This window comes from Filimonas lacunae (genome assembly GCF_002355595.1).
GTDB lineage: Bacteria > Bacteroidota > Bacteroidia > Chitinophagales > Chitinophagaceae > Filimonas > Filimonas lacunae.
Window position 1 is genome coordinate 7,013,920 of record NZ_AP017422.1, and the last position, 26,338, is coordinate 7,040,257.

A 26,338-nucleotide genomic window follows, 5' to 3' on the forward strand; every position below is an offset into this window, starting at 1 on the left:
TTATGCAAATTATAACAGGTAAGTGGCGCATACTGCCATTGTTGATACTACTGCTTACATCCTGTACCAAAGGGGGCGATACCGTGTTAAAGCCCATACTGGAAGTAAAGCCATATAGTATTTCAGGTTTTGCCGTTCAGCCGCTGGATCAGTATTTTGATGGAGTGAAGGTGAGAACGTTGCATGGCTCCATCAACGCCAGTATGGAAATAGCCTTTATGCAGGAAGAAACCCTGATGGAGTTAAAGAACAGCACTACCGGCAAAGTGGTGTACTCACAAAAGTTCTATAGAAAAGACGAGGAGCATAAAGTGCCCCTGTTTTATTACGATGGCACTACCCTGAAAGAACGTTATGAATATCCTGCCCCGCAAGGCGCAGAATACCTCGCTAATTTCTTTTTCGATTTTCCCAAAGAAGAAGGCGCAGCAGATGTAGTAGTGGTAATGGTAGAGTATTACTGGGATGAAACGCTTCCACAGGGATATGGTGTTGCAGCAGCTACCACCATACCTATTGCCACCAATATACAACCCGGTAAATGGAGTGATTATATTACACTACCTGCTCTTCCTGATTTCCCCCCTAAAAGCCGGCCTGATGGAGAATTTATGCCCTATATCTGTGTAAAGAAAACAGGTAGCGATTTGTATTTTACGCATAACGACGATACCACAGCTACACATCTTCTGAATAAAGCAGATATCAATTCCTTTCCACTAGAACTTCCACAACCAGGTGGTTCACAGGGAAAAGTACAAAGCTATTATATAGGCTTGCAGCAGTTTGAAACAGGGGCCATGCTAACACCCAAACTGGACCTGGTGCAAATGTTTCCGTAAGCTTATTTCTCTGTTGATAATCCGTGATTACATCGGATCTGACAATGCCCGGCATTTTTAATCAGCCTGCAGGTAAAACGCTTGCAGGCTTTTCTATGAACAGAAACAGCCAATAAATGATACTCCGGAATAAAGAGTAGCACTTATTGGCTGTTTCAAAAAAGTCAATCCTACATAGATGCGAATATTGCTGCCAGTTTCGCCTGCAAGGCTTCCCCACGCAAATTCCTTCCTACAATCTTACCGGTGGGGTCTACCAGCAGGTTACTGGGTATACCACTAATACCGTAATACTGCGATACCTCATTTTTCCAGCCCTTTAAATCTGATAACTGCACCCAGGGCAGTTTGTCATCTTCCACAGCTTTCAACCAGCGCTCCCGGTTATCGTCTAACGATACCCCCAGCACTGTAAAGCCTTTCTCCTGAAAACGCTCATATGCCTTTAGCACATTGGGGTTCTCAGCACGACAAGGCCCACACCAGCTGGCCCAGAAATCTACCAGCACATATTTCCCACGAAACGAAGAAAACTGTACCGGCTCGCCAGCGGCATTCTTTTGTGTAAAGTCCAGCGCCTGTTGACCATAGCTGCTTCTTTTAAGCAATGCTAACCTATCAGTAAGACGCCGGCCCTCGCCTGTTTGCAGCATACTGCTGTCCAACAGATCGTAAGAAGCTTTCACTACTGTATAATCGCTCATTACTGTGCAATCTGTTACCAGCGACATACTAAAAACGCTGTAGGGATGACCCGCTATATAATCTTCGCGCATTTTTCTGTTTGCACTATCCAGCTTTTCGTTCAAGTCTGTTGCTAAACGGGCCTTCTCCTCTTTATCCGTAGCGGCGGCCCATTGGGCGCGAAGCGGTTTCCATTTGTCTGTAGCCGCTTTCAATGCAACTGCATAGGCTGTTGCTTCATCCTGCAAGGGAGAGCCTGTAATCTTTATACTATTCAGAGAATCCACATGGCCGGTAATGGCAATATCTCCCCCTTCTACAAAAAAGTAGGTGGGTTTACCTGCTATCATCATAGCCATTCGCTGCGCTTCCACTGTCTGCCCCGTCCATTCAAAGCGGTCATTCACCGTTTTTACAGAATCCAGTTTCATATCCTTTCCCTGGTAATAAAACACCTGCACAGGCTGTTGCTGCAACCCTTTTATGTTTGCGCTGATATGTACCGTTTGAGCATATACCGGGGTAGCCAGCGCAACGGTTATCAACAGATATATCATTCTTTTCATAGTATCACATTGTATTCGTTAAAACACCACTTTCGTTCCTTTCCAGCCCCAGTCCGTACCCGCTGTTCCTGTTTCACCCCATACGCCTTTTTTACCGGCATTTTCTATACCGCCAAAAGTATAAGGCTGCACACTGGTAAGACGCAACTGGTTTTGTGTAATAGGAAACTGGGTAGGGCTACCTGGTTGCAACAGGTTATGTCTGCGCATATACCCAAACGGCCCTATGTTACTACCGCCAATATCAATGCTGATTGCATATTCGTAATGCAGGGCATAGCTGATGGCCTGTTCTGTGGCAGGCACCTGGCGTAACCCACCTTTCGCTATTCTTTCCGAGGTAGGCGCATTCAGTTCAGCAGCAGCGCCCGACAGGTCGCCGGTCCAGAATAAAGCCTCCGCACGCAGTAAGTCTACTTCTTCTTTCAACATAATCACCTGCCGATTGCTATACATAGCTGCATTAGCACCGTTACCCCAACGGATACGTCCATAGTTGCTGAACATATAACGACCAAGCGATGCATCTAAATAGCCACCAAAAGCAGCGTAATACTGGAAGTAAGTGGCAAAGCGGGCGTCATTGGTTTTTACCGGCCCCAGCACCGTGTTGTCTGTAGGGTAAGCATCCGGATAAGTGCCTGTAGTATCAGCAAAGTAAGCCAGCTTAATATCTACAGGCAGGTAAGGCGCGCCACTCACCAGGAAAGAAAGATAATAAGTAGAATAGTTATAATAATAACCCGAACCTGCATAGGGTGCGGTGGTAAAGTCATCCGTAAGTCCTGCCTTGGCATAAGTGTATACCCTGTTCCAGAAAGTAGATCCTAATGCGCGGGCTTCTGCCTTATCGCGTGGTATAGAAGCCAGGAAACGCGCCGCCAGCGAATTGGCAAAGCGAATAAACTGTGCCTTGTCTGCTACTACACCCGGGTAAAACTCAGCCATAGTAATGCTGGTTGCCTGGTTGGCAAAACCAATAGCCATATCCAGGTGCTTCACCGCATTTTCAATCATCTCTTTATAAGAATTGGGATAAGCCTGTGGCGTAGCCACACCCAGGTCCTGGTCAACGATGATACCCCGGTCGTAAGTAGCACCGAGAAAACCTTGCGAAATACCTTGTACCAGGTGGGCAATAGCATACACTTCGTTGGTGCGGCTAACTCCTTTACTATCTACACCAGGCTTGCCGGCGTTTAACCCGGTTATTACCTTTACCGCGTCCAGGTTAGCCTGGTAAAAAAACTGGTAAGGCGCATACATAACACTTTGGCCATTATAAGAATCAGCCGTGTTCAATGCAATGCGCGGTTCTACATTAAAATCTATCCACCTGTAAGAACCATTGTGCGTAGTGGTTTGATCGCCCAGCAACCCAAAGCCGGTGGTGGAATAGATAGCATCATTGCTCCAGAACATGGCAGAATTCAGGGAACTGGCAGCCACTTTAAAATAATAATCAGGCGTAATGGCCAGCGCTTCATTCAGGGTAAAGGTATTGGGATCGTCAAACTGCATTTTATGACAACCCGTTATCAACAAGGGGGTGATCAGCAATAGTATATACAATAACTTTTTCATCTTTTCGGTTTTAATGATCAGGAAACCACCTCTTAAAAATTCAGCGTAAGCTTAGCCGTGTAAGTACGATAAACAGGATAAGGATAATTATCAAAGTAACCTTCCGGATTGCTTCCGCTAAACTTAGACCAGGTATACAGGTTGCGGCCTGTTAAAGCAATACGGGCACTCTGCAACACTTTTATGCCTTTGAACCTGGGCAACGTATAGCTGAGGGATATTTCGCGAAGCGATAAATAAGAAGCGCTTTCCAGCCAGAAATTGGTAAGAGTATTGCCATTATACAGCGCTTGCATATAGGCTTCCGGAAGACCCGCAGCAGCATAATCCTGCCAGATGCCCGACCTGTCGTAACTGGTCAGGTATTGTGTGGTTCCATTATATTTTTTACCTCCATGCTGCCAGTCTAATGTGGCATATAACTGTAGCTTATCAAAGAAGGTAAGCGTGGTATTAAAGCCCGTGGTAAAATCCGGCTGGGCATCCCCTACTACCATGCTTTTAGCTACACCATTTTCCTGTAGCACTAAGGGCTTTTCATTAACAGTACCCGCATTGCTTTTCAGCACCACATGTTGTTGGGCATTTACTACAAAGTCACTTAAACTATGCGTACCACCAGCAGCATTGGTTACCAGGCCGTTCACCACCTGTAGTTCCGACAAACTGGTTAACACTTTCTGACCAAAGAACGACCAGGGACTTAATCCTTTATCTACACGGTAGTTACCATTATAAAAAGCAGGTAACCCATCACCTAACTCTTTAATTTTACTGCGCACACGCGAAAAGGTTAACCCGGCATCCCATTTCACAACCTTGTTCACTACTATATCATTGGCCCTTACTTCCAGCTCAATAGTGTTAGAAGTAATTAAACCGAAGTTTTTATAGGCCGGCGTACTGCCCAGTGTTGGCAGAAATACAGGAGGCTGTACAAAATCGCCTTTACTGTTAGACTTGGAATAGTTGAAGGTTACGTTCAGCTTTCTAAAGAACCTGGCGTCAAAACCTGTTTCCACCTCTGTGGTATAAGACCGTTGCAAATAAGTGTTTTCATTTTGCGTAATACTGATACCGGAATTAGATACACTGGCCAGGCTCTCTTTGGCATTAAAGGCCGGAATGCGACCTGCCCTGCCCCACGACAATCTCACTTTCAGTTCGTTCACCTTATTGCCCAGGTCAAAATCTTTTGTAACACGGTATGCAGCAGATAAACGTGGGAAGAAGGCTGTTTGTGCATTACTTCCGTAACGCGAGCTTTGATCTATACGCCCCAGCACATCCAGCATATACTTATCCTTATAATCCATACGCACATTCAGGAAGTAGCCATAGTTCACTGTTTTACCAGCAGGCTCTTCCGAACCACTGATAGAACGACTGGCAGCCGATGTATTAGCCAAAGTATATAAAGGCACAGAAAAGCCATACCCCGATGCAGAAAAAAAGGTGCTGTAATAATATTCATATACACTTTTGGCGCTGGCTGCAAAGTTGATATCTCCAAACTTGTCCTGGTAATTCACCTGCGCCTGCCCATTTATAAACTGGTTCTTTCCGGAAGACAGATACAGGTTGCCATTATTCAGCGTTACATCTTCCAGTGCTGTAACATATCCTTTCGGGTACAGGCTGGAAACGCTGGAAAAACTCTGGTTAATAGAACCATTTACCTCAGCCGATATTTTCCTGGAAAAAGCATAGCGCATTTTACCACCTACCAATATCTGGCTGGTGGGGTTCTTATATTGCCGTTTACTGTAGGTATATAAGGGATTAGAGTTCAGATTGAGGTTTTGTATCTTGTAGCCGCGCGGCACCGCTACATAGTTGCCACTGGAATCGCGTTGATCCAGGTTGATAAAAGGCTCCTGCGTTAACACCTGGCCAAAAAACGAACTGGCCCCTCCGGCATTTGCAATAACCGATGGCCGGTTAGTATAGAAATAATGTACATCCGCTTCTATTTCCAGTTTAGGAACGGGCCTTAGTTGCAGGTTTAACTTGGCTGTCCGGCGCACATCAGCCCCTACAGGCGCAACTACCCCTGAATTCTGCTGGTTTTGAAACGACATGTATATGTTATACTTATCGTTACCGGTAGACAAGGACAGAAAATTCACATAAAAGGGCCTGTTATTCATCAGCAGCCCCACATTATCATAAAAGTGCTTATACGGACTCAATACTTCTGAAAAACCATTGTCCTGTACATTGGCGATACGGGAGTTGGTTTTATTACCATTTTGATCGGTCAGGTATGCAAATCCATATACATCATTGGGATCCGTTTTCCAGCGATGCAGGGTAGCCAGCCGGGGTGTACGCTGCACACTGTTGCGTCCATACTCATTATCAAAAGTGATATTTAATTTACCCCGGGCATCCCTGCCTTTTTTGGTAATCACCTGTATTACGCCGCCTTCTGCACGGGTACCATACATAGCCGAAGCAGCAGCCCCTTTCACCACTTCTATCGATTCTACATCCTGCGGGTTCAGATTGCTGAGGGTAAGATTACTTACAAACCCATCCACCACAATAAGCGGGTCAATATTGCCATAAAACGATTTGGCTCCCCTGAGCGAAACAGAAGCACCTGCATTGCCCTGGTCTTGTATAATAGTAATACCCGCCACTTTAGCACGTAGTGTTTGCGACAGATCTAATGCCGGCACTGTGTTAATCAGCTTCTCATCAACCTTAGCTACCGCAAAAGGGGTTTTGGCACGCGAAGTACTTATAGCAACACCAGTAACCACCATATCTGTCAGCTCCGTTACCTTCGTTTTCAATGTTACTTCTATAGCTGTTCTGCCATTTACTTTTACTTCCAATGGCTCCATGTTAATACTGGAAAACAGCAATACGGCATCTTTATCCACACCACTTACTGTAAACACACCCTGTTCATCTGTCATAACCTGCCGGGAGCTGCCCTTTACAATAACGGCTACGCCAGGCAAAGCATTTCCTTTTTCGTCTGTTACCTTACCCCGTATATCAACAGCATTAGCCGCATTCAACAGCATAGCAGTTACCTGCTCTGTTTTGTCTTTCAGCGTAACTGCGTTTTCTTTTTCATACAGGGAAATGGTTTTACTATCCAGCCGGAAAGCCAGCCCCCGGCCTGTTAGCACCATTGCCAGAAAAGAATCCAAAGGCATGTTGGCTACCGACACGGTAACAGGCCTTGCCTGATTCCATACCGACCGGTTACCAAACACCGCGTAACCGGTTTGCTTTTCCACCATAGAAAATACCTGCTTCAGAGGCATTTGTTTTACCGTAAGCGATACGGTTTGTGCCACGGGACGGGCCTGAACTGCGAAAGTAGCTGCCAGCAACAGCACTGCCATCAATCTCATAATACGTACAATTTTGGTTACCATTCCGTTCAAAGACCAGGCACGGTTAATGGCATAACCACACATGGCCTCCTCATGCCGGAAGGCATTTGCAGTTTTTTGCATAATTTACAATCAGTTTGGTTGTTTAAAAATGACTTACAACAAGTGAATAGAAACGACTCAGACTACCGGCCGGAAGTGGCGCCACCGCTTCCGGTTTTCTTTTACAGAATCGCTTCTTTTATATAAACCTTTTACAGGACCATATACATTGTTTATGCCCGGCTTATGGCCATATTACCAACCGCCGGCTGCCATCCATACTATAGTGAACTTTTGCTTCCTCCAATAATTTTAATAGTCCGCTAAAACTGATGTCCTTATTCACTTTACCGGTGAAATAGATATCAGGTATTTTATCTTTATACACCACTTCTATATCATACCATCTTTCCCACTCACGCATGGCATCTTTCAAACTCACATCTTCCAGGTTAAACACCCCATTTTTCCAGGCCAGTGTTTTTTCCATATCAGCCTTTTCTACATTTACCACTGCATTACCTGTAGTGTAATGCTGTAGCACCTGCGCCTGCTGGCCCGGCTTCAATACTACAGAAGCAATGCTTTCACAGGCTGTATCTGCTTTTACACGTACTGCGCCCTCTACCAGCGTAGTGCGCACCATACTTTCATTATCGTAAGCATTGATATTAAAAGCCGTACCTAATACTTCTACTTCGCCTTTATCACCCATCACTACCTTAAAAGGCATGCCTACCTGTTTGGCTACTTCCATATACACTTCGCCTGTTACCATTACCTTCCTTTCTTTGCCGGCAAAAGCCGTAGGGTAAGTAATAGAACTGGCAGCATTTAACCATACCCTGGTTCCATCTGGTAACACCACGGTAAACTGCCGGCCCCTGGGGGTGATAATAGAATTGTAAGTAAGGTTGCCCGATGCTGCACCAGCACGCTCATAGCCTACTACACCATTTTGCAGGTTTATTACCGTACCGTTTTGCTGCGCAATAACGCCGTTACCCATACTATCCAGTACCAGTTGCCTGCCATCGGCCAACTGAAGTATAGCGCCATTTTTTCCGGGAGTGATAGCAGCAGACACCCTATCACTAACAGGCGTTTTTTTACCGGAAGAGGTATACCATAGCCATGCACCTGCTCCTAAAAGCAGCGAAAGACAGGCCGCCACCCACACCCGGCGTTGCAACCATAATACCTTATGCCCAATGGCAGGTATTTTACGGTCAGGTAAATGGGATGCTTCTTTTATTTCTTCAAAAGCCTGCTGCCAGTAATCGTAATGATAAGGCACTACATGCTGCCACGAAGTCACTTCTTCCTTTGCATAAAAACGATCAATAGCAGCCAGTACCTCCCCCGTTGCATCGGTATGAATGTGCTTCAGCAACAGGGCATAATCTTCCGCATCGGCAATGCCTTCTTTTGTTCTGCGCAGTAATTCTTCCAATGTAGGATGAACGGGACTATTCATTTTTCCTCGTTTAAATAGAACGTACTACGGGAAAAGGAAACATACCTATGCCCGCAAAAAAATTATAAAAAGAAAAGGATGAGGATAGAGGGTAGATAGATACCGTATTTATTCAGGTACTCTTTAATATGCTTTACCGAGCGTACCAGGGAATTACGCACCGTTTGCACCGAAATGCCCAACAGGCTGGCTACCTCGGCCGCTTTTAAATCTGCATCTCTGCTTAATTGAAAAATTTTCCGTGCCTGGGGCGGCAGTTCGGCCACCGCTTCCTGTATTAACCGGGCTGTTTCCCTGAACGAAACTGTTTGCTCCGGCATGTGCTCCCCCGTAGCCTGCTGCAACGGCAACGCAGCCCCTTCTTTCTGGTTACGTACCGCCTGCCGGCTCATCCAGGTATAAATTCTGTTATAGGCAATTTTAAAAATCCAGTTCTGCGGACTTTCAATAGCCCCCAGCGACTCCCTGTCCAGCCACAGGTAAAAAAATATCTCCTGTAACAGATCTTTCACCACCCCTTCATTGCGGGTGATTTTCATGATTAAAGGATGTAAGCGGGGAACATACGCATGAAACAAGATATTAAAGGCTTCTTCGTCCCCATCGGCAATACGACTGAACAGCAGTTTATCTTCCTGATATGATACGTTCTGGTTCTCCAATACTTTTCAATGTATTAAAAGTAAAGGTTTTATCAGTATAAATACTGTGCATCGCCGTTGCCATAGCTATTATAACAACGTATAAGCACTATAGTATTCCCGCTTATTGTTTTTCTGATAACATTAAAAATATGCAGCATATACGGCCATTAATTGTCGTAAATATCATTTATACGACTATTAGCGGCATTTAATAGTCGTAAAAGTCGTTTATACGACTAATAAACCGGGGCAGGCTGCCTGTTTAAACTAACAGCAAACAACTTTATCATAGATTTTGGGGAATGTATTTGGGGGAATCCCGAAAAGAAAGGCACTACTTACATTCGCAGACGAAGCATTAAGAACATAACCACATCACCATCAAAACATGAAAAGAACCGACATCCCTGACCCTCTTTACGGCGATTTACCTGCCCTTATTCAACACCTGGAAAAAGAATGTCCGGGTGTACTGGAAACCAGCCCTGTTACCCAGGCTAACATAGAGGAAATGGAAGCCACCGCAGGCTTTACCCTGCCAGCCACCTTTAAAACGCTATGGAATAACAAAGGCTTCTGCTATTTTAACCAGGACGAAGTAGTGTGCATCGCTTACGCCTACTGCGGCGAAGGCCGCAACTTCAATCACCTCTATGGCTTTCTATCTATGCTTATGAAAAGCCATATGAGCAACAGCCAATGGGTAGTAAAAGCCGAAAGCCTGCTGAAACAGTTTTGGGTGTTAGGAATGGTATACACCGATAATGAAAGATGGATCACCGTTTGCGATGCCCGCCAGCAAGTGTACACCATTTACCTGGATGCCCCCATGACAAGCATTTCAGACGAAGACCTCGCCTTTTCTTTTGAAGAAATCATCCCCGCTGATATACTCCCCAGTGAAGACGCAGAAGCCCCCGAAGTAACAGCCGCCCATTTTTTACAGTCAAACCAGCTGCAATTGGTCACCTACGAAGAAGTGTTAGCCCTGTTGGGTGTAGACCATCTTTTCGACTACTGGGAAACCGGCGACTACGACAGCTATGTGATTGACGAATACGAAAGCGAAGAAGCCTATTTTGAAGAACGCGACCGCATTTTCTACCACGAAGGCGATCTGGAATTGAATGGCGACCTGGAAATTCCCGAAGACTATTTCGACCTATTGGTAGTAAACGGCAACCTCACCGTACACGGTAAAGTATACAGCTGGCAGGATACCGAAAACGCCTGGTACGTAACCGGCAACGCCACCTTCGACTACCTGCATGTGGACTATTTCCAAAAAACCTGTGGCGAAGAAACCGCTGTACACATGGCCCTGGCCTGGGCACAGGACCATGAGCGCGTAAAAAACATGCCCATCCGAAAAATCAACACCCCGTTCTTTTTCTCCTGGTTCTACAACCTCCAAAGCTTTACATTCGGTCCCGACACCGTAATAACCGCTTTATATGATGGCGACCAGTTATCCACCTATACAACCAACAACCCATTCCTGCAATGGCACGATTTCACCTATGCCTTCCGTCCGGAATTTTACTACCCTGTTGAAAAGCCACATCACGACTACCTCAGCATCAACCCCGCCGCTATTTACGAAGCACTCAAAAACAGCCAACCGGTTTTTATAGAAGGCGTAACAGCAGAAGGTATTCAACTAACACAGCAGGCTGTAACGCTGGGTGCCATCGGCGATGCCCTTGGAACCATTCGACTTTTACAACAGGCCATAGAAAAATCACCAGCGTATTACAAAGCCTACTACCATATTGCACAATATCTTATTTCTCAAAGCGCCTTTGCACAAGCTATGGACTTTGCTGAAAAAGGTATAGCCCTTACTCCCACTAAACTGTTATACGATGTAAACTGCATGGAGCAAGCTGCTTTATGCGCCGTTCGATTGGGAGAGTATGACAAGGCTACCGCTTGGTGCCAGAAGGCGTTATTAAAAAATGAGAATGCCTATTTTGCTATGCGTGTACTTGGTGAAGTGTTGATACTTCAAAAGCAAGTGCAAAAAGCGATACCGTATTTGCAGAAATCTATCTGGCACGAGAGTATATTTTCAAATAACTGGTTGCTAGGCTTGGCTTATCATTTTAGCGGTGACGCTGGTAAGGCGGAGGAATATTATCAACGGGCGGCAAAGCATAGTAATTTGGGGAAGCCGTATAGTAAGCAGACTGATCTTAATTATGTGTATGGGGAGCCTATTGTGTTTGACATAAACTAGTAACTAGTCATAAACCATCTTTTTTCCATCCTTCATAAATAAAGAGGGATGGATATTTTAATATCACAACTAAAGTAAACTCTAATTTATACGTCATCTATTTTTATTAATTGCCTTACTTAAAAGGTTTTTAGATGTAAAAATACTTTGTTGAGTAAGTTAATAAGTGCCTGAATCTTTGGTTTCTAAACAAACACCTATAAAATTAATTCTTATTTTTTTTGCTTTTTACTATATGAGCTGTAAACAGTTCATCACTTCTACGCTTAATAAATGCAGGGAATAATCGATGTAAAATAAGATCTTTATAGTCTACAGTGTTAAAGTGCTGAAGAACGTGCTGGATAAAGTCATCCTGCCTTTCAGGACCATTACGAGTTAGCCAAGCACTAAAATAACCTGAAACTTTTCCTCCAATTGAACGACTTAATGAAAGTGTATTTGGGGCAGAAATGTCAAGGAGAATTTCATTTAAAATATCACGCCATTCTAAAAAAAATTTTAACCGCTAAACTTTGTAGATTGAATACATCAACCTAAAGGCGTCTTTTCTAATAGTTCAAAAACACTATTTTCTCTATATTAGACTACCTCTTCTTCCTGAAGAAGCTCTTGTTCAACATCTGACGGAACAGATTTGCCAAAGCCCTTTAAAATCATCAAAAGTTAAGATAGGTGATGAACGCATTTTTTCCCGAGTTGCCGGGTCTCCAATATCTAATTCATTAAATTTCCCCTGTAGTGTTCTCATGTGTGCATATGCACCTACATCAATTACAAATGCATGGTAGGTTCCTGGTTGAGATTTATGTGTGATAGCTGTACCTGCACTATGGATCCTATAATCCAGCAAACGATAGATGAGGTCGCAAAGGTTGTTCTCTTGCTGTAGCATTTGTTCTGAGATAAAGAAAAGATTTGTTTTCTTCTCCATACAGAACTTACGAATCACATATATACCTTTTAGAAGAACATTTTGCTCAGCGCCTTCAGAGTCTTGTTTTAATTCTTCTATTCGACGCTCGAAGTTACTTCTACTCATTATTCTAACATCATCTTTTCCAATTCGATTGTCCCCTTTTCTAACTTTCTCAAGAACTTCAAGATATATAGATAGACAATCTCGTGGGACACCACCACCAGCCATAACTAGTCTTTTAAAACCATCCCCTTTAAAAATTTCATTAATCTCTTCAGCACTCATCTTAGCTTGCTTGCCAAATTCATGAAAAATTCTCCGTAATTGGTTTTCTGTTTTACGAAAATCTGCAAATGTAAAGTCTATATTAATAGGCTGATAATCATGTCTTTCTTGTGTTCCCATAGGCTGACCAGCACGATCAGCATACAATACGCTTGCATGTCGGAGAGTTGTAATTTTGAAATACAAAGGAAAATCTTTACAAAGACGATGAACATAATCCATAACAAATGGCTAATCAACCCTCTTTAAATGATAAAAATCATCAATTTGGATAAATACTGTTTTTACTGCTGTAGATATTGTAAAAAACTCTCGAATTTGATCCTTAAGCCTAGGATGCCATATATTTAATTCCTGTAATTTTTCGTCTGCCTTTTTGTATGTTCGCTATAACTCCCTTTTTTGAGAATCTTTATTCTCATAACCGAATTCAAATGCTTTCGATGAACTAGCTTTTACATTTGCTCCATCAGTAACCTCCGTTGTAGTAGCTTCGCGTATCTGCTCAACTTGAGCACCAGCACGCTTGCGCAAGTTTTCAAGTTGAGTCCTTATTTGAATAATGATATCGCGTGACTTTTTTTCTTACCAAACCAACCTGAAAGATTTCTTTGAAGTTCTCCAAATACTGCGTCTAATATTTCGACTAATACATTAGGAAAAGAATGGGTTTTAAAATCTTCACAATTTAAGTAAACAGTTTTAACACTCTTGTCCATTTCCTTTTTAGAATGATGCAATAAAAGAGTTTTGCCACAACCTCGATGCGCAAAGATTGCATGATTTTGACGGGCTTTAACATCAGTAAGTGCACTTGTCACATCTATGTAGGGAACATGTTCAGCACTATTGTCTATGGTTATCTCATCGTTTCTTTACTTTTTATTATAAACAGAAGGATATATAATCTTGATAGTGCAAGATGAAGTTAGAATCGTAGGCACATATGGAAGAAGAAGGCTAAAACCGAAGTGACTATGTTATAAGGATTAATCAGAAAATTCTCTGTATATGTTGATAATTTTTGTTAGCCGTACCCTAAGCATACCATCCTTTTTTTAAAACCCCTTGATTTTCAGAGACAAGAAAATTACTATGAATTTCCCAATGCCCAATTCTGAAAAAATTAAAAATTTATTTCCTTATCCCATCTGCATTTGAGATTGGGTACGCGTACCGTACGCGTAGGTCACATGCACAACAAACTCCACTTTTACAACACCAACGAAGGAAATAAAGAATGGCCGTTCGCCTGGTTTTACTACTGGCTTTTTCTCCGGTTATTGCGCAAGGAAAAAGCCACCTGTTTATCCGGATATCAATTACTTCTTAGGTGCAAATGGTCGCTACTGTTTGCTTCGTATGCACAATGAAGCGAAAAATAAACCAGGCTTATGTGTAACTGCATACACTCGCAATAGAAAAGTTACAGCTGGTACTTTTATAGGTATGACTGTAATTAAAATTCTTCCAGCTATGCAACTGCAATTACCAGCAGGTAATTAAAAAGTGCAGACCAGAAGAAAAATAATGCAGCGCCGTATTTTTTGCGGGAGAGCTATCGGCGAAATTCTTCCAGCTGTACAGAAGCTTTTACCAACTGGTAGAAAAAAAGTGTAGACCGGAAGAAAAATAATGCAGCACCGTATTTTTTGCGGGAGAGCTATCAGCAAAATTCTTCCAGTTATACAGAAGCTTTTACCAGCTGGTAGAAAAAAAGTGCAGACCGGAAGAAAAATAATGCAGCACCGTATTTTTTGCGGGAGAGCTATCGGCAAAATTCTTCCAGCTATATAGAAGCTTTTACCAGCTGGTAAAAAATAAATGTAGTGAGATACAGAAAGTCAAACAGTAGCTAAGCCTTTAGTGTAAACCAATTTTTAAACACACAAATTTTAAAGTTATGAGCAACAATTATAATTATTTCATACCCAGAACAGATGGTGACCTTGGTCGTTGGGCAGCAGCTTATAAAGAAAAAATCACGATACTGGGTCCTTCACTGGGTTTAACACCTGCAGAAATTACAGAACAGGAAACCGCTGCACAAAGTGTTGTAGATACGATGAACCGCATTACCGTAAAAAAGCAGGAACAGCAAGAAGCGGTAAGCTTAAAAAAAGTAATCAAAAACCGGGAGTTAAAGCAAATTGCAAACATGGCAGCACGTATTAAGCGAACCGCTTCTTATACTGAGAACATGGGTAGTGAGCTGGGAATTGTAAGTAGCCCGATAATTACGCAACGCGCTACTTTAAAACCAGCACTTAAACTGGTTGTTTACCCTGATCATGTTCAAATTGCCTTTACCAAACAAAATCAAACAGGCATAACAATTTTCAGCCGGATAAAAGGTACTACAAACTGGACAAAGCTTATTAGTGGAGCTACTGTATCTCCTTATCTGGATTATTCACCATTGCAAAAACCAGATGTGCCGGAAGTGAGAGAGTATCAGGCCCGCTATTGGGATAATGGTACTGAAATTGGCCAGGATAGTGATGTTGTAATTGCGCTATTCGGCAAATAGATTATTTAAAAGCAGTAAGGGCCACTCAACCAGGAGTGGCTTTTCTGTTTTAAGACCTAGCACATATCCTCGCTACCCTTTGAGAGAATTTTATACCATAAAACAAAAATCATCTAAAAGCATTTGTTACAGGTATCACTAGCTATTGTTTAATAGTTTATAAAAGCTTGTTCAATTTTATTTTTTCTCAGTCTTTAAATACTTACTAACAAATACCTTATTGCCGAATGTAATAGACTTCCATCCACCCCGAGGCCCAAAAACTTCGTTAGTAACCTCTCCATATAAGGCAATAGCTTCATTCCTATTCAATGTTTTTGTAACTAATGCCCACGAGCTATTAAAACCGTCGATACATACAAGTTGACCATGCTTACCTAAGTCATTGAAAAGGTCATCACCCAAATGTCTTGTAATTTTAAATCCCCAGGCTACTGGTTCACCACAAAAGGGATCATATGAAACTGGGCCAAATTCAGATAAATATTTTTCAAATCCAATCGGTTTCTGAGGTTGCATAAAACATATTTTATTAATAAAAAATAGGTTAAATACTCAATAAAGACAATTTAAATAGTAGAATCAATAATTGTTACATTATTGAATAGCCCTCTGCCCCGTACGCAAAATATATTTACCCCGACTTTTCCAGTATGCCGTCATGTGTGAGGTATTATTTATATTAAACTCTTTTTTCACCCGGTTAAAGCTATAACCAAGGTTAATGTAAGTCTCTGGCTTCAGAAACATAAAACAGGCACGCATCTCTATCTTCTTTCCAGGCGCAATAGTGATGATTTTAGGAAAGCTGGTATTACATACAACAAACCCAAACAAAGAAAGAGATGCCGTATCATATACAATATCATTTATCAAACCTTCACACGACCAGCTGACAAAATAAGCAGTGTCCGTTCCGGCATTTAAAAGAGTGGCATTTATCAGGCTAGCATAATTTTTACTCTTATTATTCCCACTCCCGAGGTTAAAATCAAATTCAATTTTTCCCGGTGGTAAAAGCAAGGTATCAGGGTTAGGAGATGCTACTTTTTTTTGCTTAACTCCATTTGTTTTACAAGCAGCAACTGACAAAAGAAGCAAAACAATAAAAACGATGTTACGCATAAAGTAAATTAAGGTGTTCAGGTATATTAATACACTGAAAATATTAAATCCGGCCTGATAAGTAGAATAAATCTGTTCACTCCATTTCGGCTAAACAAACCATAGATCCGGCAAAATATCCCCGCCACCCTCTACAGAACTTTACACCATAAAACAAACAAGCATATGAAAGTATTTGTTACCGGTGCCACTGGTTTTGTAGGCACCGCCGTAGTAAAGGAATTGATCAGCGCCGGCCACCAGGTGCTGGGTTTAGCACGTTCACAATCTTCAGCCGATGCGCTGGTGGCAGCAGGTGCCATCGTACATCACGGTGATCTGGAAAACCTCGAAAGCATCCGTAGCGGCGCAGCCGCTGCAGATGGGGTAATTCACGCAGGTTTTATACACGACTTTTCGCGTTTTAAAGAGGTGTGTGAGGTGGACCGTATCGCTATTGAAACCATCGGCAACACACTGGCCGGCTCGCAGCGTCCGTTTGTAGTTACTTCGGGTACTGCATTGGTAAGCCCCGGCATGCTGGCTACAGAAAATACCCCCACCCGCATGGATACACAAAAGTTTCCACGTGTGTCAGAAAGTGCCGGACTCGCTTTTGCTTCGCAGGGAGTACGTGCTTCCGCAGTACGTTTATCACCGTCTGTTCATGGTGAGGGTGATGCGCATGGCTTTGTACCTATACTGGTGAACATTGCCCGCAGCAAAGGGGTGAGCGCTTATATAGGCGATGGACTCAACCGCTGGAATGCCGTGCATCGGCTGGATGCAGCGCAGCTGTTTCGCCTGGCATTGGAAAAGGGCGAAGCAGGCACACACTACCATGCCGTAGGCGATGAGTCCATTACTTTAAAAACAGTAGCGGAAGCCATAGGCAAACAACTAAACCTGCCGGTAGTATCTGTATCGCCGGAACAAGCTCCTGAGCATTTTGGATGGTTTGCCAGTTTTGCGGGTATCGACTGCCCGGCTTCCAGCGAATTAACGCAGCAATGGCTTGATTGGAAACCTGTGCATCCTTCCCTGGCCGATGACCTGGCAGGCAATGTGTATTTTTCGTAATTGCAGTAAATTGTGGTACCATGAGTAAGGTAGTCACCCATATTAAAACAATCAGCGAGTTTCATCAGATGGCGGGTTTACCCAAACCGGCACATCCGCTTATTAGTGTTATTCACCTGGGCAGGTTAAATCGCCGGCTACAGGAAGGCACTTTTACCAGGGTGTTTGACTTTTACTCTGTTTCTCTGAAAAAGAATTTTCACCTGAAAATGAAGTACGGCCAGCAACCGCACGACTTTGAGGAAGGCGCCTTGCACTTTATGGCCCCTGCACAGGTGTTAACCATAGAAATTGAAAAAGACCAGGTACATAATCCTTCCGGATGGATGATCTTATTCCATCCGGACCTTTTATGGAATACACCCCTGGCGCAGGGCATTAAACAGTACGATTTTTTTGGGTATGCCGCCAACGAAGCGCTGTTTCTTTCTGATAAGGAAGAAATGATGCTTACCGCTATAGCAGAGCATATTGAACAGGAGTACCAGGCAAATATTGACCGCTTTAGCCAGAACGTAATAGTAGCCCAACTGGAATTGCTGTTTACTTATGCCGAACGGTTTTACCAGCGCCAGTTTATTACCCGCAGCAAAGCGGGGCACGAGTTGTTAACCCGGTTGGAACAATTGCTGAACCACTATTTTACCAGTGGTGCTTTAGCACAGCAAGGCTTACCCACCGTAACCTGGATTGCAGAATCGTTACACGTATCGCCTAATTACTTAACAGGATTATTGAAATCGCTCACGGGCATGAACACACAACAACATTTACACAACAAGCTGATAGAGCTGGCTAAAGAAAAACTGTCTACCACCAACTTAAGTGTAAGTGAAATTGCCTACGAATTGGGATTTGAACACCTAGCTTCGTTTAGCAAGTTGTTTAAAACCAAAACGAATATATCCCCGCTGGAATTCAGGCAGTCGTTCAACTAACTATATGCGCAATCAGTGAGCAACAGCAGTTAAACGTTTACCGTTTTTAACCATTCTTCATAAGAGATAACCCCTAGCTCCGGCTTTCCATCACCTTCCAGTATAGATATAAACTCTAACTGGTTGCCATCAGGGTCTTTAAAATAAATAGCCAGGGCAGGCATCCACGCAAACACCATGGGCTGGGTACCCCCGTTTTTTAAAAAATTATAAGGTTGCAGGCTTCTGTCGGTCAAATATTTTTCGGCGTGCTGAAGAATGTCTTCTGTACTGCTTCTGAAAGCAAAATGCCGGGGTTGAAATCCTTCTTTTGTTTCCCATAGTCCCAGCATATATTCTTTGCCTTCGCCAATCCAGAGAAATACGATAGGACGGGTTGCATCTCGGTGGGCAAAGGTGAGTCCTAATACTTCTGTATAAAATTGCGTAGCCTTTTCTAAATCGGTAACCTGTACGTGTGTTTCGTATAATCCTGTAATCATGGTTGCTATTTTTAGGGCGTATGTTGTAACATCCTTCGTTTTTACAACATAAAGTTACTATTATAAACAGGCTCTATAACCAGGGTTACTTATACCCAACCTGCTGGCTGGTAAGTACAACAAACAATGGAACAGCTTTTCTTATTTTTAACAGCCTTTCTGGAAAAAGAAACAGACTGATACCTGCTTAGTCGGTAAATTATGGATGCAGCTTGTATGGGCCCGAAGGGCCGGGACGGGAAAAATCAAAAATATCGCTTCTATACAAACGGTAGGAAAGCAAAAAGAAAAGCCACACTTAGGGACATAAAAAAATCCGGGCAATGAGTCGAAAAGGCTCTTTTTTAGACGAAGTATTCCTTTTCTACGGCACCGAATAGAAGATTGTAAGGTAACAGGCGTGTAAAGTACATGGCGCTCTGGCCTTTGAGCTACTACACCGTTTCTATAAGAAGACGGTGCAGGCAGGGTTTGAACCTGCAACCTCCCGAGTAGTAATCGAAGTAACTCTTCACTACGACACTTACAATAATGTACAAAAGGCTAAAACCGGGTAAAAAATCGAAAAGGCGCTTGCTGCAGCATTTTAGTTAAACTACCTTTTGCAAGGGCAGGATTGATTACCTGCATCTCTGCCTTGGATCGAAGAATTCCTTTTCTACGACACCAGTTAAAACCATTCATTAAAAGAACTTTTGCCAGGTCGGGATTGTTGCTTTTTATTTTGCAACAGGGTGTTTACTTATTGACAAAACAAAGATGCCCCTTGTGCCATGCAGTGTATCTGCGTAGCAGAAAAAAAATTATAAAAAAAGCGGGGTTTAAAACCCCGCTCAGCAAAAAATAAAAAGTTAATGCAAAGTATAGTGTACACTACAACTTCATTTTAACCCCGTACTCTTTCTTAATAGTCAATAACGCTTCGGCGTTTCCTTTGGCATCATCTACCGGGTGATGCGTGTGGGTGGTTTTGCGCAGATGCTTAAAAGTTTGGAAAGTATCTTTTACCACGCCTTTATACAAGCTGCCCAGGTTTTGTGAGCTAAAGCCAAAAGGATTAGAACCGGTGAAGTGGTGAAAATACCAGCAAATAAACATCCAGTCAAAGCCGTTGTTATCGCTGATAAAAACCGGGCGGTCTTTTTTACAGACTTCTGCAATCCAGTGGGCAAAGTTGCGCATTACTGTTTCTGCATCATCAAAACCCATACACTCTTCCCGGGTATGACCTGATACCTTCAATGCTTCCGGTATATACTTATCTGATATAGGCTTTATTCTTCCGTAAAATGTTTTATCCAAAGCGTCGTTTACCAGTACGGCTCCAAACGAAATCATGGAGTAGTCGCCTGGAATGGGACCATCACTTTCTATGTCTACCATTATGTATGCCATGCTACAATAGTTTTTAAACAACCCGTCCAAAACAGGTCGGGCATTGTTTGTTGTTCAATAATAAGTTGTTGTTTGTTCTATCCTCTTTCCTGCAAGGGATAACCCATGCGCTGGCTGCAGGATGTTTCCTTTACAGAAGTGTTGTTGTAATAAATGCAGGAGAAGATGGCTGGTGTTAAAAGAGATAAACGGTTTTCATATTCTTCCATGTTTAAGGTTGAGTGTGTTTTTCCATTGCAAAAATAAGAAAATTATTTTTGCGGACATTTTTTACAGATTTTTTCCTATCCGCTCAAAAAATGCCTTGCGATACGATTCGGAAACCGGGATGATTCTATCCTGTATATGCACCGCATCTTTTTCTACCGTATCAATTTTATCCAGCGCCACCATGTACGACTTATGCACGCGGCAGGCAACGGATGCGGGTATTTCTGTTTCCAGTTCGGTAAAAGTTTGCAGCGTCATAATAGCACTCTGCGTAGTACATACTTTACGATAGTCACGCTTACCTTCTATATACAGCAATTCGTGTAACACCAGCTTTTTAAGCTGGTGGCCGGTTTTTATAAAAATGAAGTTTTTTTCCGGTGGTTTATCTGTAGTGGGTTGTTGCGTATGCGCTTTATTAGCCGCCTGCAAAAAACGTTCAAAGGTGAAGGGTTTTAATAAGTAGTCAGTTACCCGCAAATCAAAACCCTTGATAGCATATTCATGATAGGCGGTGGTTAAAATAACCTGGCTTTTCAGCTGTGACGATTCCAACAGCTGTATGCCGGAGAAATCATCCATTTGAATATCCAGAAAAATAAGGTCTACCGGGTGCTGCTGTAAATACACCAAAGCATCCATGCCATTATCAAACACGGCCAGTAGTGTAAGAAAAGGCACACGCTCTATATACCCTTTTGTTCTTTCCTGGGCCAACGGCTCGTCTTCTACTATAATACAGGTCATGGACATTACACGCTCAACTTTAGATGTACCGTATACAATTGATTACCGGTTTGTATGTTTAACTGGTGCTTGCCGGGATATAATAACTGCAAACGTTTTTGAATAAGATTATTGCCCAGGCCACCTTCGTTAGTTTCCTGCTTTTGCATGTGGGGCATATACCGGTTGCTGCAATGAAAAACAATTTCACGCTCCCTCATGTCAAACTTTACTACAATGGCGTTATCCTGTTTTTTGGTATCGGCATGTTTAAACGCATTTTCTATAAAAGGGATAAACAACATGGGTGCTACCTGTATGTTACCTACGGCACCTTCTACGGAGTAGTGTACATAACCCGGACGGGATGACCGTATCTTTTGCAGGTGGATATACTTTTCTATATAAGCCAGTTCATCCGACAAGCTTATTTGTTCGGCCCGGGTTTCGTATAGCATAAACCGGAGTATGCCGGAGAGTTTTTTAAAATAGTCAGAAGCCTGCGCAGGATCTTTTTCAATTAACACATCTATATTGTTGAGTGTATTGAACAGAAAATGCGGATTGATTTGTGCTTTTACCAGCGCCAGTTCCATCTCGGCATTTCTGCGGGCCAGTGTTTCTTTCCAGCGTATATCGTTATACCAGCTGATAAAAGCCCGCATAACAAGTCCTACCAATCCGTTGAGCAAAGCGTTAATCGCCATCATCACAATAAAAGCGATGATGGCGGTGGTTTGTTCTTTGTACGGCAGCCGGTGTTTCCATATTATCCAAACGATGCTAATACCCGCAATGCCTGCCAGCAGGGAAGTAAGCACGCCCGTTAACAATAAAGCGGGTATTTTTTTACGGACCAGGAAACGGCTGAACAAAAAAGTGTAAAACGTATAAAAGCCTATCAGCGCCGGTACATAAATAAACAAGGGTAAAAACAACGCCAGCTGCCTGTTATTCCATACAGCTCCATTGTTAAGCATAAACAGCAACAGCAGTAGCAGGCTGGAATACAGCATCCAGTAACCTATATGCAACAAAGCAATAATTGGCTTTTTCAAAGTATCAGGCTTTTCCGGTCAGGATTTATCTTTTCGTGTAATATATATAATATACCCGGCAACTGTAAATAATATGGTATAGCCGGCAGCCCATATTTCTAAAGGCAACCCACCCGGTAAACGGGGAAGGTTTAAAAACTGCAGGGAGCAGTAACAGTAAGGCATCCAGTAATTATACTGCAACCGGGCGGCAATTATGCCCACAATAAATAAAACGATTCCCACCCCTATAGGCACCAGGAAATTTTTACTTACCAGGCTCATCACATATTGCAATGCTACTATAGGCAAACAGGCCACCAAAAATTTGCCGGTGCCTTTTGCAAACAGCCAAACAGGAAATGCTTCCCGCGGATAGGGTAAATTGGTATATAGCAGCGAGGGAATAATACCACACAGGTAAATACCTATGGTAAACAGCACAAAGCATTGCAGCAACAATGCCATCACCACCGACAGTTTTGCAAAAAACAAAACGGTATACGACTGGGGCGTTACATGCAGTTGTTTCCAGGTGTTGTTTTTATATTCCAGCTGTGTAACCAGGCTGGCCACTAATATAATACCCATAGGTAATAACAGTATGCCCATGTATTGCCAGCTGTTATAGTACAAGTCGCGCCATAGTTTTCCGGAGGTATATTCTATATACAAACTATCGGAATGATAAAACGCTGCAAGAAGCATGATTACCGGAATTAACAGTCCGCCGGTAATGGTAAGATAGGCCGCGGCGCTGTGTTTCTTTTTCAGCCATTCGCTTTGAAAGCTGTGCAGGAAAGTGGTCATACAATAACAGGGTTTATCAGGTTCATGTAAGTGGTTTCGAGTGTAGCGGGTGTGCCCTTGGTGGTATGGGTAGTAGTTAATGAAGCCAGTGTACCCTGGTAGAGTAAGCGGCCTTTATCAATAATGCCAATATGTGTAACCAGCTTTTCCATTTCAGCAAGCATGTGGCTGGATATAAGAATGCTAATATGTTGTTCATGGTTTAGTTTTTTTAATAAGGTGCGCATTTCAATCATACCCTGCGGGTCTAATCCGTTGGTAGGTTCATCCAGTATCAACAGCGAAGGTTTGTGCAGCAAGGCAACGGCAATGCCTAAACGCTGTTTCATGCCCAGCGAAAAACGGCCGGCCTTTTTGTTACCGGTGTTTTGCAAGCCTACGGTTTCCAGTGCTTCCGCGATGTTGCCTACCGGGCATTGGTACAGCCTGCGAAATACTTCCAGGTTTTCGGTAGCGGAAAGGTGGCTATAAATAGAAGGGCTTTCGATAAACACACCTACCTGTTGCATCAGCTGTAGCCTGTTGGGTGGCAATGGCTGGTTAAGAACCGTAATGCTACCCGACTGATTTTGCAAAAGGCTGGTGAGTAGTTTTAACGTGGTGGTTTTACCGGCGCCGTTGGCGCCCAGAAATCCGTAGATGGCCTGGCTGGGAACCTGTAAATTCAGCCCATGCAGTAAGGTGTTTCCTTTCTGGTAGTGGTAAGTGAGGTGTTGGGTTTCTATACAATACAACATTTCTTATTGCTTTCTGTAAAGCTATAAGAGACGTTAAGGAAGAACCGGGGCGTTATGCCAAACACCCCTTCCTCTCTGTAAGTAGGGCTACTTGTTCTGCAAATGGCAATAACCAGGTAGCTATTCCAAGTGTGGTAATAGTAGTAACAGGTAGTAATGTAAAGTATTTCGGTATGTCGTTTGTGTTTTTAGCAACCGTAAAACGTATGCTTACCCACTACTTTCAACAGGTGGCCTGCTTCGGCAGGTTTTGATAAATATAAGGTGGGGCGCGAAAAGCTATATTTATAAGCGGTGTTTAATAATAGATCCAGTTTACCATCTCCATCCATATCGCCCGCAAAATAAATACTTACCATGGTATCATCGAAAAACGGTTCCTGCACCAGTAATTCTTCTATCATTTGCCCATCTTTTTCAGATACCAGATACAGTTTATAATTGATCATACCATCACCCGGATCATCCGGTTTTTTGCCGGATGCTTTTAAAGTATACTCCACGTTTTTAAAACGGAAGTTGGTATTGGTTCCAGGATACAACCGGACATAGGATAAATGCTTAACTTCCTCTACTGCTCCGTTCCTGAACAGGTTATTATATTGTGTTACCAATATATAACAGGTATCGTCATTTCCAGGCGTTTTTATATCCCATCCAGTATGCTCTCCCGATTCATAGGTTTTTTCTGCGGTGATAGCAGTGGCAGACAGGTAAACTTTATTATCTGCTGTTTTGAATAAACCAAACCAGTTTAACTTCTCCATATCCTCCCAACCATCCTCTTTAAACATGTCTGCCCGTTGTAACAGTTCACAAACAAAACCAGCCTCTCCCGGGTAATGCTCTTCATCTGACACGGTGGTGGAGGGTACGCTTTCGGGAGTAGTGGCTGCAGCAGCAGCGGAATCAACAAGTGCCGGGGCAGATTCGGTTATTTCCGGCTTTAAATCAACGGGGTGTGGTTTGCTTTTACAGGCTATGCAAAAAACAGCACCTGCGAAAAGAGAGCTAGCTAAAAGTTTGTGTGTTATCATACAGTGTTTAATAAGGCACGCAAATATACCTGTAATATCGAATGTGCATAGTGTGGTAATACACAGTGCCGCAGGCACGATTTTATAGTGCAGTAAGAAAAACAGTGGGTATGACACAACATAAAAAGAAAACTACACGGCGCAAAAAATGGTCGGCCCAGGTGATGGCTACCAGTGATGCCATGGACCTGAAAGACGGTATTTTTAAAAAAGAAGACCCGCATGCGATTGCAGTGTCGCTGAAAAATTCTTCGCGCCGGAGCCATCGTCGTAAGGGAACGCCTTACCAGTCGGCCATGTCGATGCTTAATTTTTACATTAACCGGGGAGGTAAAAATTTACCGGAGAAACAAAAAGCGGTGCTGGAAAAAGCAAAAGCGGAATTAAAGAAGGTGTTTCACAAAGAATAGAGGGCTATGAGTGATAGCCCTTTTTTAATTCATCCAGCGGGTAAAAACTGTCGCGCCAATAAATGCCTTTGTTTTTAAGCGTTAACCACGTGCTGCGAAAAACAATGTAAGTCATAATCACCCCGGCATAAGGAATGGTAAACACATACCACCACCCTGCATTCATGGCCGGGCGGAACGTAAAAGCCAGCCATTGAAAAAACAGGATGACTAACGCCATACACTGCAACTGCCACCAGCCCGATAACAGCAACACAGGTATGGGTAATATAATAATAAGTACCACCAGCAGTGCATTGGCCGTGGCCAGCCAGGCGTTGTATTGAAAAGCGGAGAACATATTTTTCATCAGGCCATTGATAAATTGCTGTACGCTGGTATACCATTCCAGCCGTAACAATCCATCGCCATATAAACAGTCCTGCTGAAAGCCGGCGCTTTTAATCTGCTCGCCCAATTTTAAATCGTCATCGGGACGAAGCGGAATTTTACTGTGCGTGCCGGAGCTTACATAAGCTTTGCGGTTAACCAGGCTAAACGCGCCCATGCCTATAAAAGCTTTTGATTGGCGGTCGCGGGCTTTCCACGGGCGAAGCTTTACTTCCAGCATGGTGCGGAAAGTAGCATTGATGGCGTTAAACATAGCTGAGCGGGAAATGATCTCCGGAAAAACCACCAGGTTATCCGTTTGGGTTTGCAGCACATAAGCCATAGCCCGGCTAATGGCATCGGGCTGGTACAATACATCGGCATCGGTAAACAAAATCCATTCGCCCTGCGAAATAGTGGCCCCGGTGTACATGGCGTGGTTTTTACCCAGCCAGCCCTGGGGCAAACTGGTGATAGTGTATACCGTGATATGTGGATATTGCGCGGCGAATTGTTGCAGAATGGCAGCGGTACCATCGGTAGACCGGTCGTTGATAACTACCAGGCGGTAATTGCTGTAATGGATATGACAAAGACTTTGCAGTGCCTGGGCCAGGTCGGCTTCTTCATTTCTTACCGCGATAATAATATCCAGCGAAGGTTCATTGCCCTGTGGTAGTGGAGAAATATTTTTTAGCAGGCCTATGGAACGGGCGTTAATAAGCAGGTAGATGCAAACGATCATCCAGGCAAGGGTAATAACAGAGGAAATAGCAAAGAATGTGATCATATTTCAAAGATAGCGTGACTACAGAGGGCAAAAAGGAAGAAAAAA

General features: G+C 43.1%; 24 protein-coding genes. 6 read left to right on the forward strand and 18 right to left on the reverse strand.

From position 1 onward, the window contains the following. Positions 1-2: 2 nt before the first annotated feature. Positions 3-842 (forward strand): hypothetical protein, encoded by an 840-nt coding sequence (locus FLA_RS27670; RefSeq protein WP_076376457.1) that lies wholly within the window; start codon positions 3-5, stop codon positions 840-842. Between the two features lie 170 nt (positions 843-1,012). Here FLA_RS27670 and FLA_RS27675 read toward each other — a convergent pair whose 3' ends face one another. From FLA_RS27675 to FLA_RS27695, 5 genes are all read right to left on the reverse strand, one after another. After that, on the reverse strand, positions 1,013-2,092 hold the full coding sequence (locus FLA_RS27675; protein WP_076376459.1) for a TlpA disulfide reductase family protein: 1,080 nt from the start codon (positions 2,090-2,092) through the stop codon (positions 1,013-1,015). An 18-nt stretch (positions 2,093-2,110) separates the two neighbouring features. Beyond that, positions 2,111-3,676 (reverse strand): RagB/SusD family nutrient uptake outer membrane protein, encoded by a 1,566-nt coding sequence (locus FLA_RS27680; protein WP_076376461.1) that lies wholly within the window; start codon positions 3,674-3,676, stop codon positions 2,111-2,113. A 32-nt stretch (positions 3,677-3,708) separates the two neighbouring features. Continuing rightward, entirely contained in the window at positions 3,709-7,155 is a 3,447-nt protein-coding gene (locus FLA_RS27685) for a SusC/RagA family TonB-linked outer membrane protein (RefSeq protein ID WP_076376463.1), read from the reverse strand. 163 nt (positions 7,156-7,318) lie between these two features. Beyond that, entirely contained in the window at positions 7,319-8,551 is a 1,233-nt protein-coding gene (locus FLA_RS27690) for a FecR family protein (RefSeq protein WP_076376465.1), read from the reverse strand. 62 nt (positions 8,552-8,613) lie between these two features. Next, entirely contained in the window at positions 8,614-9,213 is a 600-nt protein-coding gene (locus tag FLA_RS27695; RefSeq protein ID WP_076376467.1) for an RNA polymerase sigma factor, read from the reverse strand. A gap of 370 nt (positions 9,214-9,583) precedes the next feature. On the opposite strand from FLA_RS27695, the gene FLA_RS27700 reads away from it, so the two are divergent. Continuing rightward, positions 9,584-11,434 (forward strand): tetratricopeptide repeat protein, encoded by a 1,851-nt coding sequence (locus FLA_RS27700; RefSeq protein WP_076376469.1) that lies wholly within the window; start codon positions 9,584-9,586, stop codon positions 11,432-11,434. Between the two features lie 616 nt (positions 11,435-12,050). Here FLA_RS27700 and FLA_RS27705 read toward each other — a convergent pair. Together FLA_RS27705 and FLA_RS31295 are read right to left on the reverse strand one after the other, a co-directional pair. Further along, positions 12,051-12,860: a hypothetical protein gene (locus tag FLA_RS27705; RefSeq protein WP_096511346.1), complete on the reverse strand. Its 810-nt coding sequence runs from the start codon at positions 12,858-12,860 to the stop codon at positions 12,051-12,053. Between the two features lie 329 nt (positions 12,861-13,189). Continuing rightward, positions 13,190-13,459, reverse strand: a complete 270-nt coding sequence (locus FLA_RS31295) for a P-loop NTPase family protein (protein ID WP_144263978.1) — start codon at positions 13,457-13,459, stop codon at positions 13,190-13,192. Between the two features lie 1,082 nt (positions 13,460-14,541). On the opposite strand from FLA_RS31295, the gene FLA_RS27710 reads away from it, so the two are divergent. After that, positions 14,542-15,168: a hypothetical protein gene (locus FLA_RS27710; protein WP_076376471.1), complete on the forward strand. Its 627-nt coding sequence runs from the start codon at positions 14,542-14,544 to the stop codon at positions 15,166-15,168. A gap of 177 nt (positions 15,169-15,345) precedes the next feature. Here FLA_RS27710 and FLA_RS27715 read toward each other — a convergent pair whose 3' ends face one another. Together FLA_RS27715 and FLA_RS27720 are read right to left on the reverse strand one after the other, a co-directional pair. Continuing rightward, on the reverse strand, positions 15,346-15,687 hold the full coding sequence (locus FLA_RS27715; RefSeq protein WP_076376473.1) for a hypothetical protein: 342 nt from the start codon (positions 15,685-15,687) through the stop codon (positions 15,346-15,348). A 78-nt stretch (positions 15,688-15,765) separates the two neighbouring features. Continuing rightward, entirely contained in the window at positions 15,766-16,293 is a 528-nt protein-coding gene (locus tag FLA_RS27720; RefSeq protein WP_076376475.1) for a hypothetical protein, read from the reverse strand. 165 nt (positions 16,294-16,458) lie between these two features. Between FLA_RS27720 and FLA_RS27725 the strand changes: the two genes are divergently transcribed. Together FLA_RS27725 and FLA_RS27730 are read left to right on the forward strand one after the other, a co-directional pair. Further along, complete coding sequence (locus FLA_RS27725; protein ID WP_076376477.1) at positions 16,459-17,352, forward strand: SDR family oxidoreductase; 894 nt, start codon at positions 16,459-16,461, stop codon at positions 17,350-17,352. 20 nt (positions 17,353-17,372) lie between these two features. After that, complete coding sequence (locus tag FLA_RS27730) at positions 17,373-18,290, forward strand: helix-turn-helix domain-containing protein (protein ID WP_076376479.1); 918 nt, start codon at positions 17,373-17,375, stop codon at positions 18,288-18,290. 29 nt (positions 18,291-18,319) lie between these two features. Here the strand turns inward: FLA_RS27730 and FLA_RS27735 are convergent, their stop codons facing one another. The 8 genes from FLA_RS27735 to FLA_RS27765 all read right to left on the reverse strand — a co-directional run bounded on the left by FLA_RS27735 (position 18,320) and on the right by FLA_RS27765 (position 24,724). After that, positions 18,320-18,772, reverse strand: coding sequence for a VOC family protein (locus FLA_RS27735; RefSeq protein WP_076376481.1), 453 nt, complete (start codon positions 18,770-18,772; stop codon positions 18,320-18,322). An 873-nt stretch (positions 18,773-19,645) separates the two neighbouring features. Then, positions 19,646-20,167 (reverse strand): 3'-5' exoribonuclease domain-containing protein, encoded by a 522-nt coding sequence (locus tag FLA_RS27740; RefSeq protein WP_076376483.1) that lies wholly within the window; start codon positions 20,165-20,167, stop codon positions 19,646-19,648. Between the two features lie 77 nt (positions 20,168-20,244). Further along, positions 20,245-20,376: a hypothetical protein gene (locus FLA_RS31965; RefSeq protein WP_262495918.1), complete on the reverse strand. Its 132-nt coding sequence runs from the start codon at positions 20,374-20,376 to the stop codon at positions 20,245-20,247. A gap of 61 nt (positions 20,377-20,437) precedes the next feature. Continuing rightward, positions 20,438-21,130 (reverse strand): LytR/AlgR family response regulator transcription factor, encoded by a 693-nt coding sequence (locus tag FLA_RS27745; protein ID WP_076376485.1) that lies wholly within the window; start codon positions 21,128-21,130, stop codon positions 20,438-20,440. Next, entirely contained in the window at positions 21,130-22,161 is a 1,032-nt protein-coding gene (locus FLA_RS27750; RefSeq protein WP_076376487.1) for a sensor histidine kinase, read from the reverse strand. Before FLA_RS27750 ends, FLA_RS27745 begins: the two co-directional genes overlap by 1 nt. 18 nt (positions 22,162-22,179) lie before the next feature. After that, entirely contained in the window at positions 22,180-22,950 is a 771-nt protein-coding gene (locus FLA_RS27755; RefSeq protein ID WP_076376489.1) for an ABC transporter permease, read from the reverse strand. Continuing rightward, the gene (locus FLA_RS27760; RefSeq protein WP_076376491.1) at positions 22,947-23,687 is read right to left on the reverse strand and encodes an ABC transporter ATP-binding protein; all 741 of its coding nucleotides are present in this window, start codon (positions 23,685-23,687) and stop codon (positions 22,947-22,949) included. Before FLA_RS27760 ends, FLA_RS27755 begins: the two co-directional genes overlap by 4 nt. A gap of 188 nt (positions 23,688-23,875) precedes the next feature. Next, positions 23,876-24,724: a hypothetical protein gene (locus FLA_RS27765; RefSeq protein WP_076376493.1), complete on the reverse strand. Its 849-nt coding sequence runs from the start codon at positions 24,722-24,724 to the stop codon at positions 23,876-23,878. A 110-nt stretch (positions 24,725-24,834) separates the two neighbouring features. On the opposite strand from FLA_RS27765, the gene FLA_RS27770 reads away from it, so the two are divergent. Continuing rightward, positions 24,835-25,134: a DUF3175 domain-containing protein gene (locus tag FLA_RS27770; protein WP_076376495.1), complete on the forward strand. Its 300-nt coding sequence runs from the start codon at positions 24,835-24,837 to the stop codon at positions 25,132-25,134. Between the two features lie 4 nt (positions 25,135-25,138). On the opposite strand, the gene FLA_RS27775 is transcribed toward FLA_RS27770, so the two are convergent. Then, on the reverse strand, positions 25,139-26,293 hold the full coding sequence (locus FLA_RS27775; protein WP_076376497.1) for a glycosyltransferase: 1,155 nt from the start codon (positions 26,291-26,293) through the stop codon (positions 25,139-25,141). Positions 26,294-26,338 lie beyond the last annotated feature (45 nt).

What these genes read in the sequence shown, in the direction of transcription:
- FLA_RS27675 (WP_076376459.1), bottom strand. Translation starts at nt 2,092, where the DNA reads ATGAAAAGAATGATATATCTGTTGATAACCGTTGCGCTGGCTACCCCG.
- FLA_RS27680 (WP_076376461.1), bottom strand. Translation starts at nt 3,676, where the DNA reads ATGAAAAAGTTATTGTATATACTATTGCTGATCACCCCCTTGTTGATA.
- FLA_RS27760 (WP_076376491.1), bottom strand. Translation starts at nt 23,687, where the DNA reads ATGTTGTATTGTATAGAAACCCAACACCTCACTTACCACTACCAGAAA.
- FLA_RS27725 (WP_076376477.1), top strand. Translation starts at nt 16,459, where the DNA reads ATGAAAGTATTTGTTACCGGTGCCACTGGTTTTGTAGGCACCGCCGTA.
- FLA_RS27775 (WP_076376497.1), bottom strand. Translation starts at nt 26,293, where the DNA reads ATGATCACATTCTTTGCTATTTCCTCTGTTATTACCCTTGCCTGGATG.
- FLA_RS27715 (WP_076376473.1), bottom strand. Translation starts at nt 15,687, where the DNA reads ATGCAACCTCAGAAACCGATTGGATTTGAAAAATATTTATCTGAATTT.
- FLA_RS27690 (WP_076376465.1), bottom strand. Translation starts at nt 8,551, where the DNA reads ATGAATAGTCCCGTTCATCCTACATTGGAAGAATTACTGCGCAGAACA.
- FLA_RS31965 (WP_262495918.1), bottom strand. Translation starts at nt 20,376, where the DNA reads ATGGAAGAATATGAAAACCGTTTATCTCTTTTAACACCAGCCATCTTC.
- FLA_RS27745 (WP_076376485.1), bottom strand. Translation starts at nt 21,130, where the DNA reads ATGTCCATGACCTGTATTATAGTAGAAGACGAGCCGTTGGCCCAGGAA.
- FLA_RS27765 (WP_076376493.1), bottom strand. Translation starts at nt 24,724, where the DNA reads ATGATAACACACAAACTTTTAGCTAGCTCTCTTTTCGCAGGTGCTGTT.
- FLA_RS27755 (WP_076376489.1), bottom strand. Translation starts at nt 22,950, where the DNA reads ATGACCACTTTCCTGCACAGCTTTCAAAGCGAATGGCTGAAAAAGAAA.
- FLA_RS27685 (WP_076376463.1), bottom strand. Translation starts at nt 7,155, where the DNA reads ATGCAAAAAACTGCAAATGCCTTCCGGCATGAGGAGGCCATGTGTGGT.
- FLA_RS27770 (WP_076376495.1), top strand. Translation starts at nt 24,835, where the DNA reads ATGACACAACATAAAAAGAAAACTACACGGCGCAAAAAATGGTCGGCC.
- FLA_RS27705 (WP_096511346.1), bottom strand. Translation starts at nt 12,860, where the DNA reads ATGGATTATGTTCATCGTCTTTGTAAAGATTTTCCTTTGTATTTCAAA.
- FLA_RS27710 (WP_076376471.1), top strand. Translation starts at nt 14,542, where the DNA reads ATGAGCAACAATTATAATTATTTCATACCCAGAACAGATGGTGACCTT.
- FLA_RS27700 (WP_076376469.1), top strand. Translation starts at nt 9,584, where the DNA reads ATGAAAAGAACCGACATCCCTGACCCTCTTTACGGCGATTTACCTGCC.
- FLA_RS27730 (WP_076376479.1), top strand. Translation starts at nt 17,373, where the DNA reads ATGAGTAAGGTAGTCACCCATATTAAAACAATCAGCGAGTTTCATCAG.
- FLA_RS27670 (WP_076376457.1), top strand. Translation starts at nt 3, where the DNA reads ATGCAAATTATAACAGGTAAGTGGCGCATACTGCCATTGTTGATACTA.
- FLA_RS27735 (WP_076376481.1), bottom strand. Translation starts at nt 18,772, where the DNA reads ATGATTACAGGATTATACGAAACACACGTACAGGTTACCGATTTAGAA.
- FLA_RS27720 (WP_076376475.1), bottom strand. Translation starts at nt 16,293, where the DNA reads ATGCGTAACATCGTTTTTATTGTTTTGCTTCTTTTGTCAGTTGCTGCT.
- FLA_RS27740 (WP_076376483.1), bottom strand. Translation starts at nt 20,167, where the DNA reads ATGGCATACATAATGGTAGACATAGAAAGTGATGGTCCCATTCCAGGC.